12 protein-coding genes are annotated in these 10,639 nt (G+C 50.8%); 7 read left to right on the top strand and 5 right to left on the bottom strand.

Annotated features, from left to right (window positions below; all coding sequences use genetic code 11):
• Positions 1–56: 56 nt before the first annotated feature.
• Together yghB and metC are read right to left on the bottom strand one after the other, a co-directional pair.
• Positions 57–716: a DedA family general envelope maintenance protein YghB gene (gene yghB, locus IB222_RS03455; protein WP_149384541.1), complete on the bottom strand. Its 660-nt coding sequence runs from the start codon at positions 714–716 to the stop codon at positions 57–59.
• A 131-nt stretch (positions 717–847) separates the two neighbouring features.
• Entirely contained in the window at positions 848–2,035 is a 1,188-nt protein-coding gene (gene metC / locus IB222_RS03460) for a cystathionine beta-lyase (protein WP_149384542.1), read from the bottom strand.
• A gap of 250 nt (positions 2,036–2,285) precedes the next feature.
• On the opposite strand from metC, the gene exbB reads away from it, so the two are divergent.
• Together exbB and exbD are read left to right on the top strand one after the other, a co-directional pair.
• Positions 2,286–3,020, top strand: coding sequence for a tol-pal system-associated acyl-CoA thioesterase (exbB, locus tag IB222_RS03465; protein WP_003828371.1), 735 nt, complete (start codon positions 2,286–2,288; stop codon positions 3,018–3,020).
• 6 nt (positions 3,021–3,026) lie between these two features.
• Positions 3,027–3,452 carry a TonB system transport protein ExbD gene (gene exbD, locus IB222_RS03470; protein WP_003828370.1) on the top strand — a complete coding sequence of 142 codons (426 nt, stop codon included), beginning with the start codon at positions 3,027–3,029 and terminating at the stop codon, positions 3,450–3,452.
• A 77-nt stretch (positions 3,453–3,529) separates the two neighbouring features.
• Here exbD and IB222_RS03475 read toward each other — a convergent pair whose 3' ends face one another.
• Together IB222_RS03475 and IB222_RS03480 are read right to left on the bottom strand one after the other, a co-directional pair.
• Positions 3,530–3,937 (bottom strand): cytoplasmic protein, encoded by a 408-nt coding sequence (locus IB222_RS03475; RefSeq protein ID WP_149384543.1) that lies wholly within the window; start codon positions 3,935–3,937, stop codon positions 3,530–3,532.
• A 1-nt stretch (position 3,938) separates the two neighbouring features.
• A complete protein-coding gene (locus tag IB222_RS03480; protein WP_149384544.1) occupies positions 3,939–4,343 on the bottom strand; it encodes a hypothetical protein in 405 nt (134 codons plus the stop codon).
• Between the two features lie 104 nt (positions 4,344–4,447).
• Here IB222_RS03480 and IB222_RS03485 point away from each other — a divergent pair, with 104 nt between their 5' ends.
• Complete coding sequence (locus IB222_RS03485) at positions 4,448–4,951, top strand: hypothetical protein (RefSeq protein ID WP_003828365.1); 504 nt, start codon at positions 4,448–4,450, stop codon at positions 4,949–4,951.
• Between the two features lie 68 nt (positions 4,952–5,019).
• On the opposite strand, the gene IB222_RS03490 is transcribed toward IB222_RS03485, so the two are convergent.
• Positions 5,020–6,060, bottom strand: a complete 1,041-nt coding sequence (locus IB222_RS03490) for an aldo/keto reductase (RefSeq protein WP_079939987.1) — start codon at positions 6,058–6,060, stop codon at positions 5,020–5,022.
• A gap of 155 nt (positions 6,061–6,215) precedes the next feature.
• On the opposite strand from IB222_RS03490, the gene yghX reads away from it, so the two are divergent.
• The 4 genes from yghX (at position 6,216) to hybO (ending at position 10,639) form a co-directional block, all read left to right on the top strand.
• Positions 6,216–7,103, top strand: a complete 888-nt coding sequence (gene yghX / locus IB222_RS03495; RefSeq protein WP_149384608.1) for a YghX family hydrolase — start codon at positions 6,216–6,218, stop codon at positions 7,101–7,103.
• A gap of 215 nt (positions 7,104–7,318) precedes the next feature.
• Positions 7,319–8,959, top strand: coding sequence for a methyl-accepting chemotaxis protein (locus tag IB222_RS03500; RefSeq protein ID WP_149384545.1), 1,641 nt, complete (start codon positions 7,319–7,321; stop codon positions 8,957–8,959).
• Positions 8,960–9,043: 84 nt separating this feature from the next.
• Positions 9,044–9,331 (top strand): DUF2623 family protein, encoded by a 288-nt coding sequence (locus tag IB222_RS03505; RefSeq protein ID WP_003024490.1) that lies wholly within the window; start codon positions 9,044–9,046, stop codon positions 9,329–9,331.
• A gap of 189 nt (positions 9,332–9,520) precedes the next feature.
• On the top strand, positions 9,521–10,639 hold the full coding sequence (hybO, locus tag IB222_RS03510) for a hydrogenase 2 small subunit (RefSeq protein ID WP_003024486.1): 1,119 nt from the start codon (positions 9,521–9,523) through the stop codon (positions 10,637–10,639).

Consider the following 10,639-nt stretch of genomic DNA (forward strand, 5'->3'; position numbering starts at 1 on the left):
TAAAGCTGCGCGCCATCAGGCAAAATGCCGGGGATTACCCCGGCTACGGATAATACTCAGGCGCTACAGTATTTTTTTTTAATCACCACGAACAATGTTCCCAACAGACCTGCGGTTAACAGGGCAATCGGCAGGATCATTAAAAAGGTCATCACCTGATCTTCATGGCGTTTAACGAACGGGATCATGCTCAGCGCATAGCCGAAACTGGTGACGACGGTGACCCACAGCAGGCCACTCAGCCAGTTAAAAAACTGGAATCGACGGTTAGGAAGCCCTGAAATTCCCGCCATCGTTGGCAGCAAGGTACGAACGAACGCCAGGAAACGCCCGGCAAGCAGCGCCATCAACCCGTGTTGGTCAAACATGCAGGTGGCGCGTTGATGGTATTTTTCCGGTAATTGCGCCAGCCAGCCTTTGACCGTGCGCGTGTTGCCTAGCCAGCGTCCCTGAATATAACTCAGCCAGCAGCCCAGACTGGCTGCGGCCGTCAGAATAGCTATGGTAGGTAAAAAACTCATCACGTCCTGAGCGATCAGCGCTCCTGCCAGTAATAACAGGCTGTCTCCGGGTAAAAAGGAGGCTGGCAGCAGGCCATTTTCTAAAAACAGCGTGGCGAACATGACGAAGTACACCACGCTCACAACGTGCGGATCCGCCAGTGCGGCAAAATCGTGTTGCCAGAGTGCGGAGGCAATATCTTGAATGACTACCATGGACTTTCCTGTGGAACAGCGTTTATGTGTGGATTGTACTCCTGAATTGCCCGGGATGCCTTGATCCCGGACGCAACAATTGCAGACTTTTCCACCAGAAGTGTCTGCATATATGTCCATCTGTGGCAATTTTACTCGATTCGGGCAAATCCTGCGGCCAAATCGGCAATCAGATCGTCAACATTCTCTAAACCGATATGTAAACGGATGAGCGTTCCGCTGAAGTCCACCTCGCCTTGCGGACGGATTGCCGCAATGTGTTCCGGCTGGTTGGCGAGAATCAGCGATTCAAAACCGCCCCAGGAGTAGGCCATGCTGAACAGGCTGAAGTGATCGAGATACGCGGCCAGCTCTTCATTATTGAGTTTCTTATTCAATACAAAGGAGAACAGGCCGCTGCTGCCGGTGAAATCACGCTTCCAGAATTCATGCCCTTTACTGCCGGGCAGTGCCGGGTGGTTCACGCGGGCGACCTGCGGATGGCTGGCCAGCCACTCGGCGACCTTTACGCTGCTTTCATGGTGCTGACGCAGGCGAACGCTCAGCGTACGCAGTCCACGGCTGGTCATATAGGCGGTATCGGCGTCCAGCATTTGCCCCATCAGATAGGCATTTTCGCGCAGTTGATCCCAGCAGCGGGCATTAGATACCGCCGTGCCGACCATGCCGTCAGAATGACCAATCAGATATTTGGTGCCTGCCTGAATAGAGATATCGATGCCAAAATCCAACGCTTTGAACAGCACCCCGGCAGCCCAGGTGTTATCAATCATGATGATTGCATCCGGCGCGACGCTTCTGACGGCGGCAACAATAGCGGGAACATCATGCACTTCCATAGTGACAGAGCCGGGAGATTCCAGAAATACGACTTTCGTGTTCGGCTGTATGTGCTTAACGATATCGGCGCCAACCAGCGGATCGAACCAGCCGGTGGACACGCCGAGCTTGCCGAGAATTTTGGTACAGAAATCCTGACTGGGTTCATAGGCGGTATTGGTCATCAGCACATGATCCCCTTGCTCCACAAAGGCAAGGATGGTGTTGGCAACGGCCGCCGCACCGCAGGGGAACAGTGCGCAACCCGCGCCACCTTCCAGTTCGCACATCGCTTCCTGAAGAGAGAAATGCGTCAGGGTTCCGCGACGTCCATAGAACAGTGCGCCGTTCGCCCGGTTGTGCGTGGCCTGTTTTTTGGCCTCTACGGTGTCAAAAACCAGCGAAGAAGCGCGCTGGATAACGCTATTTACCGAGCCCAGCGTGTACTTTTTACTGCGTCCTGCGTGAACGAGTTTGGTTTCAAGTTGCTTATCTGCCATGTTGTCTTACCTATTTTTATACGTCTGGATGTCTAAACTACCATGAATCAAAGATGACGCATCCTGCAGAACGGCCATACAGTAGAAAATAATCTCAAAATGCTTCTGGTGACTTTTTTACTGCGTGAGCGCAAGGAAAAGAAACCAAAGGTGCGGCAATATGTAAATAGTAATGAGAACGACTATCAATTCGACGTCGTTTTGATATGATTACGCTCAGATTTTGTGATTTGCGTCCTGGAGATACAGAGTGGGTAATAATTTGATGCAGACGGATCTTTCCGTCTGGGGTATGTATCAGCACGCCGATATCGTGGTTAAGTGCGTGATGATTGGGCTGATTTTGGCGTCAGTGGTCACCTGGGCTATCTTCTTTAGTAAGAGCCTTGAGTTCTTTACTCAGAAACGCCGCCTTAAGCGTGAACAGCAACTGCTGGCGGAAGCCCGCTCTTTAGATCAGGCAAGTGAGATTGCCGCAGGATTCGATGGCAAAAGCCTGGGCGCACAGTTGATTAACGAAGCGCAGAACGAGCTGGAACTGTCAGAAGGCAGCGAAGATAACGAAGGCATTAAAGAGCGTACCGGCTTCCGTCTGGAGCGTCGTGTGGCTGCGGTAGGTCGCCATATGGGCCGCGGTAACGGATACCTGGCCACCATCGGGGCTATCTCTCCTTTCGTCGGTCTGTTCGGTACCGTATGGGGCATCATGAATAGCTTCATCGGGATTGCACAAACCCAAACGACCAACCTGGCCGTTGTTGCGCCGGGTATCGCAGAAGCGCTGTTAGCGACCGCAATCGGTCTGGTCGCAGCAATTCCAGCGGTTGTTATCTACAATATTTTCGCACGTCAGATTGGCAGCTATAAAGCGATGCTGGGCGACGTCGCGGCACAGGTGCTGTTGTTGCAAAGCCGCGATCTGGACCTGAACGCGAGCGCATCCGCGCATCCGGTACGTGCAGCGCAGAAATTACGTGTAGGATAATGTTCCATGGCAATGAGCTTTAATGAAAACCTGGACGATAACGGTGAAATGCATGAAATCAACGTGACGCCGTTTATCGACGTTATGTTGGTTTTATTGATCATCTTTATGGTTGCCGCGCCGTTGGCAACCGTAGATGTGAAGGTGAATCTCCCTGCCTCCACCAGCACGCCGCAGCCGCGTCCGGAAAAACCGGTTTACCTGTCAGTTAAAGCCGATAAGAGTATGTTCATTGGCAACAATCAGGTGACGGATGAAACCATGATTAACGAGCTAAATGCGCTAACTGAAGGGAAGAAAGACACCACGATTTTCTTCCGGGCAGATAAAACCGTTGATTATGAGACCATGATGAAGGTGATGGATACGCTGCATCAGGCGGGCTTCCTGAAGATTGGTCTGGTTGGCGAAGAGACAGTGAAAGCGAAGTAATCTTCCTCATTGCCGGGTAATGGTTGCCGCCTTACCCGGCGTGTCTCTCCTGATTCAACTCCCTCGCACACTTGTTCTTATCTGTTCTCATCTAACGCGACCGTGGTTATCCTGGTGGGTTCGTAGTTCCCTTCAGACAGCTTTCGCGTCAGGCGTAAGGTGGCCGTTTCCCGCGCGAGTATATGCTGGTAGGTGCTTTCCAGTCGGGCCATGATTTTGTCCCGCAGTTCTGGTTGCTGCTCCATAATGGCTTCGATCGCGGCACCGTAGATCTCTTCTTTAGCCTGTAGCGAGTAAATTTCACGGCGATTTTGCCATTTCATCCGCACCAGTGCAGCGGGAATAGAGACTATCTCCTGAGAAACGCTTTCCAGTGTCGCGTTTTTATTGGCAATCAACACGGCTAAATTTTGCTTTAAGACAAACTCATCGCTTTTATGGTTATCTAAAGCCAAATAAACATTATTATCCTCAACATCTTTCATTTTATTTCTCTTCCAGAGAATAAAAAATAGGGTCGCTGGTTTTACGGGTAATTAAATTAAGCCAAATTTTGTTGCCCTGTTCATTTATGATGGCTGTTTTTTGAGTCAAAATTTTACTTAATTCTTGTGCATTAATGTCGCCTTCTGCCTGTAGTGAATTGAGCAGGCGAGAGAATGACTCAATTTTTGCTGCACGAAATAGGCGCTCTTTTAAATGGCGGTCGCACTCTTCAAATAGCATATTTCGTGACTGGCCGGTAGCAGCAGAGCTAATCAAAATATCGGATTCGTAATCGCTTAATGTTATCTTCCCCTGAGTCAAATTTTCACTATTATCTGTGGAGGTGGTATTGTCAGGTGAGCTGGATAAGTGAAAACGCGAGGGAACAAGATGCTCGGGAAGCATGTTGAAATATCCTTTGATGCCAATGATATGTTGTTTTAAATAAACCATGCCGCGTTGACAATAGCATGGCGTAATTTTAAAATCAAAAAAAATGGAGCCAGTATATGAACAGTATATTTTATTCTGTTATTACCCTGCTATTGCTGACTTGCGGGGTACTTTTGTTGATGCACAGTGCAAATAAAAACCGTAATGCAGAAAATGGATACGCTGAAAACCAGCCGGAAATACTGAGTAAAGAAGAGGGTGAAGATCATTTCTCGGTACTGATGAATTCGATTACTCCGGTTTGGTATTGGCGTGTCAATCACGAATATATCGATTTTATCCACTCGACGATCAAACGGATGACAATGGTGGAGCTGAATGAGACGCCAGGGCTATTTGATGCACAGCGGCGTTGCAGCGATCTCAACTCTGCGGTGTATAAATATTACGACAATATTAAAAAACGCTGCCTGAGTGGCGAGAAAGTCCCGCATGCCGATCTGGACGTGCTTAACTTACGTCAGTGCTTCAGGGAGTTCAGCCTGGAAGCCTATCCTGCACTTGTCGCGCTGGTGTGGCCGGAATATCAACGTCCAGAGATTAAAGCGGAAGAGGTGTGAGGGACTGGCTGGCCCGTATTACGTGCCGGGGAGGCTAACGCCGCCACCCGGCACGGTGTTACCTACGGTTATTTGTCAGATGAGGCCTGCCACAGGTTCAGCTTACCGTCCGCGACGTGCTTATCGATCTGCGCCAGTTCTTCGGTGCTGAACGTTAGATTCGCCAGCGCCTGAACGTTCTCTTCCAGTTGCTCCGGTCGACTGGCGCCAATCAATACCGACGTTACCCGGTTGTCTTTCAGCAGCCAGCTTAAGGCCATTTGCGCCATCGACTGTCCGCGCTGTTGCGCCATCTCATTAAGCAAACGCAGGCTGGTAAGGTTTTCTTCCGTCAGCATGTTTTCCGTTAACCCACGAACTTTTTTCCCTTCACGCTGCATGCGTGAACCTTCCGGAATACCGTTGAGGTATTTCCCAGTCAGCAGTCCCTGAGCCAGCGGCGTAAAGGCGATACAGCCCATGCCGTTGGATTCCAGCGTATCCAGCAGGCCGCTGCTGTCTACCCAGCGGTTAAGCAGGTTGTAAGACGGCTGGTGGATCAGTAGCGGAATTTTCCATTCCCGCATCAACTCGGCCATTTTCTGCGTGCGTTCCGGGGAATAGGATGAGATGCCGACATACAGCGCTTTACCGCTTTGCACGGCGTGGGCCAGCGCCGAGGCGGTCTCTTCCATTGGCGTATTTTCGTCAACGCGGTGCGAGTAGAAGATATCGACATAGTCGAGGCCCATGCGTTTCAGACTCTGGTCGAGGCTGGCGAGCAGGTATTTGCGCGAACCGCCAGAACCATATGGCCCAGGCCACATGTCATAGCCTGCCTTGGTGGAGATAATCAGTTCATCGCGATAGTGTGCAAAATCCTCGCGCAGCAATCGGCCAAAATTCTCTTCTGCGCTGCCTGGTGGCGGCCCATAGTTATTGGCTAAATCAAAATGCGTGATGCCTAAATCAAATGCTTTACGCAACAGGGCTCGCTGTGAATCCAGCGCCTGAACGTGCCCAAAACTGTGCCATAAACCCAGCGATAGCGCGGGTAAACGCAAACCGCTGCGCCCACAGTAGCGATAGAGCATCTGCTCGTAACGTTCAGGATTGGCAAACCAGGCCATGAGATCTCCTTAGTGCAGGTGAATTTCGAAACAACGTTTCTATTCTAGCGGGTTCACGGTGAATATCCCGTTCACCAGGTCACACTGAGATGAAAAACTGGGCAAAAACAGGTCACTGTGCTTTGCTTAAAAAAACATCAATCAGGAGTGCGACGATGCCGCGTTTGACTGCCAAAGATTTTCCGCAAGAACTGCTCGACTACTATGACTATTACGCGCATGGCAAAATAACGAAACGCGAGTTTCTCAATCTGGCAGCGAAATATGCAGTGGGTGGCATGACGGCGTTGGCCTTATTCAATTTATTGAAACCCAACTATGCCCTCGCAACGCAGGTAGAATTTACCGATCCCGATATTCTGGCAGAATATATTACCTATCCCTCGCCTGAAGGGCATGGTGAGGTACGAGGGTATTTGGTTAAACCAGCGAAGGTGAAAGGGAATGTTCCGGCGGTGGTGGTAGTACATGAAAATCGTGGGCTGAATCCGTATATTGAAGATGTGGCGCGACGGGTGGCGAAGGCGGGCTTTATGGCACTCGCGCCTGATGGATTAAGTTCGGTAGGGGGATATCCAGGCAATGATGATAAAGGTCGGGAATTGCAGCAGCAGGTTGACCCCGTAAAGTTAATGAACGACTTTTTTGCCGCCATTGAATTTATGCAACATTATTCGGGGACCACGGGAAAGGTAGGTATCACCGGATTTTGCTACGGTGGTGGCGTATCGAATGCCGCCGCAGTGGCATTCCCGGAACTGGCCTGCGCGGTGCCTTTTTATGGGCGTCAGGTTCCTGCGTCAGATGTCCCTAAAATAAACGCGCCTTTATTACTGCACTATGCGCAATTAGACACACGTATTAATGAGGGATGGCCTGCCTATGAAGCGGCGCTTAAGGCCAATAAGAAAGTCTATGAAGCCTATATCTATCCCGGCGTTAATCATGGCTTTCACAACGATTCGACCCCCCGTTATGATAAAGCTGCCGCTGATTTAGCCTGGGAACGTACCCTTGCGTGGTTTAACAAATATTTGCGATAGAAAACAATAGATTATTTAATGCTTATAACTAATTACCTGAATAATAATGCTACCGAATTTCATTAGCATTCATATTGATATAGTGTGGAGAGATAGTGGATGTACTTAAGAAAGTAAAAAAATAAAGAACGCATTATATCTTCTCTGTTGCCTGCCGATAACAAGGATAAGTATCGCCTGATGGCGAATTCCTCATCAACGGCAAGGAAATTATTATGCGTTTGCTGAAAAACTTCACTATTCGTATTGTCATGTTGGCAATACTGGGACTTTTTTGCCTGCTCTGGTCAGGCGTGGGTTTATTCAGTCTTCATTCGTTATCAAAAATATCTGAAGGCAATGATATTGACCGTCATCTTGTCCATCAGATGACGGTTCTCAGTCAGGGCAACGATCAGTACTTTCGCTTCGTAACGCGCTTAAGTCGCGCCATGGATGTCAAACTGAGCGGCGGAACGCCTGATTTTGCGCCGGCGCAACAGTCCCTTGAGAATATGAGCAAAAAACTCCAGGAGATGAAAACATTATCTCCGGGCCCTATGGACCCTGACGTCGCTAACGCAGTACTGACGAAGTGGCAGGCGCTGCTGGACAACGGCGTGATCCCGCAAATGCAGCTGGCGCAGCAGGGTACGCTTACGGCCTTTGCGGAGCATGCCAGCACTATTACACCCGCGTTGAGCCGTGAATTTGGCGCCAGTGCCGAGCGTTTTAACGCCACGGCAGGCGAGCGACTCGATACCACCCGCGTGATGGTCGATGGCAAAACCTCTATCATCCGGACGCTAATTATCACCGCCGTTATCCTTGGGATTGCCCTCCTTTTCTTTACCGACCGCTACCTTGTTTCCATGATGGTGAAACCGCTGGGACGTATTCGCCAACAGTTCCAGCAGATTGCGCAGGGCGATCTCAGCCATCCCATCGAAGATTTTGGTCGTAACTGTGTGGGTCAACTGGTGCCGTTATTGTGCGCGATGCAGGATAGCCTGCGTGAAGCCGTCAGTACCATCCGTTCAGGTAGTGACAATATCTGGCGAGGGGCGACGGAAATTTCGACCGGGAATAACGATCTCTCCTCACGTACTGAAGAACAGGCTGCGGCACTGGAAGAGACCGCTGCCAGCATGGAGCAGCTGACCGCAACGGTAAAACTGAACGCAGAAAATGCGCGTGAAGCCAGCCAGCTTGCCGATACGGCCACAGAAACGGCAGGCAAAGGGAGCACGCTGGTTTCGGAAGTGGTTGAGACGATGGACGGCATTGCCGCCAGTTCTAAACAGATCGCGGAAATCACGTCAGTTATTAATAGCATTGCTTTCCAGACCAACATTCTGGCGCTGAACGCGGCGGTTGAAGCAGCCAGGGCAGGCGAGCAGGGGCGCGGTTTTGCCGTCGTTGCCGGTGAAGTACGCAACCTTGCCAGTCGCAGCGCCGGGGCGGCGAAAGAGATTGAGACGCTGATTGGCGAATCTTCGCGTCGCGTCGATCAGGGGGCTCGTTTGGTTAAAGAAACAGGATTAACCATGGAGGCGATTCTGCGCGGCGCCACCGAAGTGACTGTCATCATGAAGCAAATTGCCTCTGCCTCGGAAGAACAGAATAAGGGTATCTCGCAGGTGAGCGTGGCGATCACGCAGATGGACAGCGTAACGCAACAGAACGCCGCATTGGTAGAGCAAGTCTCCGCCGCGGCCGTGGCGCTGGAACGACAAACGGAAGAGCTGCAACGTTCGGTGCAACAGTTCCGCCTCTCAGCGAATGATGTGCAGTACGCCGTCGCCAATACCGCTTCCCCTTCAGCAGACAGCAAAACGTCTGCGGCAGCTAAAACGGATGAATGGGTGTCCTTTTAAGCTGGCATAAAAAGTTCGTGATACCTCTGGTTTTTGCTTAAAAAATCGCTATATAATTTATTATATAGCGATTGGAGGTTATGCATGGACAACCATTTTGGTAAAGGCCTGATGGCCGGATTAAACGCCTCAAGTGCGGACAGTGCACGCTCAGTGGCGAATTTTTGTGCGGATTATAAGCGTGGTTTTGTGCTGGGATTTTCGCATCGAATGTTTGAAAAAACGGGCGATCGACAACTCAGCGCGTGGGAAGCGGGGATCCTGACGCGCCGCTATGGGCTGGATAAAGAGATGGTGATGGATTTCTTTAAAGAGAACCAGTCCAGTACAACAATTCGCTTTTTCATGGCCGGCTATCGACTCGAAGCTTGATCCGAAAGGGGTATTATCTTGCTTTAATTAATTACACTATTGACCTACACCTTCGTTTTGTTGCTCCGCCGAAGTATTATAATGCACATAACCATATAAAAAGTGTGGTAATGGCGCGCCGATCGCAATATGCAACATGCGAATGGTGCAAAATAAAAAGCCAGGTCTTCGCAACGGAATAACTATAAAATGACTGGAGATAACTCTCTCATCAATTCGAGCGGCATTAATCGCCGTGATTTCATGAAGCTTTGTGCAGCACTGGCCGCTACCATGGGGCTCAGTAGCAAAGCCGCCGCAGAAATGGCCGAATCAGTTTCTCGTCCTCAGCGCCCACCGGTTATCTGGATTGGTGCTCAGGAGTGTACGGGTTGTACTGAATCGCTGCTTCGCGCGACACACCCTACAGTGGAAAACCTCGTTCTGGAGACAATCTCTCTGGAATACCATGAGGTGCTCTCTGCCGCCTTCGGCCATCAGGTTGAAGAGAACAAACATAACGCTCTGGAGAAGTACAAAGGGCAATATGTTCTGGTAGTGGATGGCTCTATCCCACTGAAAGATAATGGTATTTACTGCATGGTTGCCGGTGAGCCGATCGTGGATCACATCCGTCGGGCCGCAGAAGGCGCAGCCGCTATCATTGCCATCGGCTCTTGCGCCGCGTGGGGTGGTGTTGCTGCCGCTGGCGTTAACCCAACGGGTGCCGTCGGCCTGCAAGAAGTTCTGCCAGGTAAAACCATCATCAACATCCCCGGCTGTCCGCCGAACCCGCATAACTTCCTCGCAACGGTCGCGCATATCATCACTTATGGTAAGCCGCCGAAGCTGGATACCAAAAACCGTCCGACATTCGCCTATGGCCGTTTGATTCACGAACACTGCGAACGTCGCCCGCACTTCGATGCTGGTCGTTTTGCTAAAGAGTTTGGTGATGAAGGCCACCGTGAAGGTTGGTGCCTCTACCATCTGGGCTGTAAAGGGCCAGAAACCTACGGCAACTGCTCAACGCTGCAATTCTGCGATGTGGGTGGCGTGTGGCCGGTGGCTATCGGTCACCCTTGCTACGGCTGTAACGAAGAAGGCGTCGGCTTCCATAAAGGTATTCACCAGCTTGCTCATGTGGAAAACCAAACGCCGCGTTCCGAGAAACCTGACGTCAACATGAAAGAAGGCGGCAATGTTTCTGCCGGAGCGATTGGACTGCTGGGTGGCGTAGTAGGACTGGTTGCCGGTGTCAGCGTGATGGCGGTTCGTGAACTGGGGCGTCAGCAGAAGAAAGATAACGCTGACTCACGGGGAGAATAA

It is taken from the genome of Citrobacter sp. C13, assembly GCF_014596815.2.
GTDB classification, from domain to species: Bacteria; Pseudomonadota; Gammaproteobacteria; order Enterobacterales; family Enterobacteriaceae; genus Citrobacter; species Citrobacter portucalensis.

Coding starts and splice junctions, on each gene's coding strand:
- yghX (WP_149384608.1), top strand. CDS start 6,216: ATGCCGCGTTTGACTGCCAAAGATTTTCCGCAAGAACTGCTCGACTAC.
- metC (WP_149384542.1), bottom strand. CDS start 2,035: ATGGCAGATAAGCAACTTGAAACCAAACTCGTTCACGCAGGACGCAGT.
- hybO (WP_003024486.1), top strand. CDS start 9,521: ATGACTGGAGATAACTCTCTCATCAATTCGAGCGGCATTAATCGCCGT.
- yghB (WP_149384541.1), bottom strand. CDS start 716: ATGGTAGTCATTCAAGATATTGCCTCCGCACTCTGGCAACACGATTTT.
- IB222_RS03505 (WP_003024490.1), top strand. CDS start 9,044: ATGGACAACCATTTTGGTAAAGGCCTGATGGCCGGATTAAACGCCTCA.
- IB222_RS03475 (WP_149384543.1), bottom strand. CDS start 3,937: ATGAAAGATGTTGAGGATAATAATGTTTATTTGGCTTTAGATAACCAT.
- IB222_RS03480 (WP_149384544.1), bottom strand. CDS start 4,343: ATGCTTCCCGAGCATCTTGTTCCCTCGCGTTTTCACTTATCCAGCTCA.
- exbD (WP_003828370.1), top strand. CDS start 3,027: ATGGCAATGAGCTTTAATGAAAACCTGGACGATAACGGTGAAATGCAT.
- IB222_RS03490 (WP_079939987.1), bottom strand. CDS start 6,060: ATGGCCTGGTTTGCCAATCCTGAACGTTACGAGCAGATGCTCTATCGC.
- IB222_RS03500 (WP_149384545.1), top strand. CDS start 7,319: ATGCGTTTGCTGAAAAACTTCACTATTCGTATTGTCATGTTGGCAATA.
- IB222_RS03485 (WP_003828365.1), top strand. CDS start 4,448: ATGAACAGTATATTTTATTCTGTTATTACCCTGCTATTGCTGACTTGC.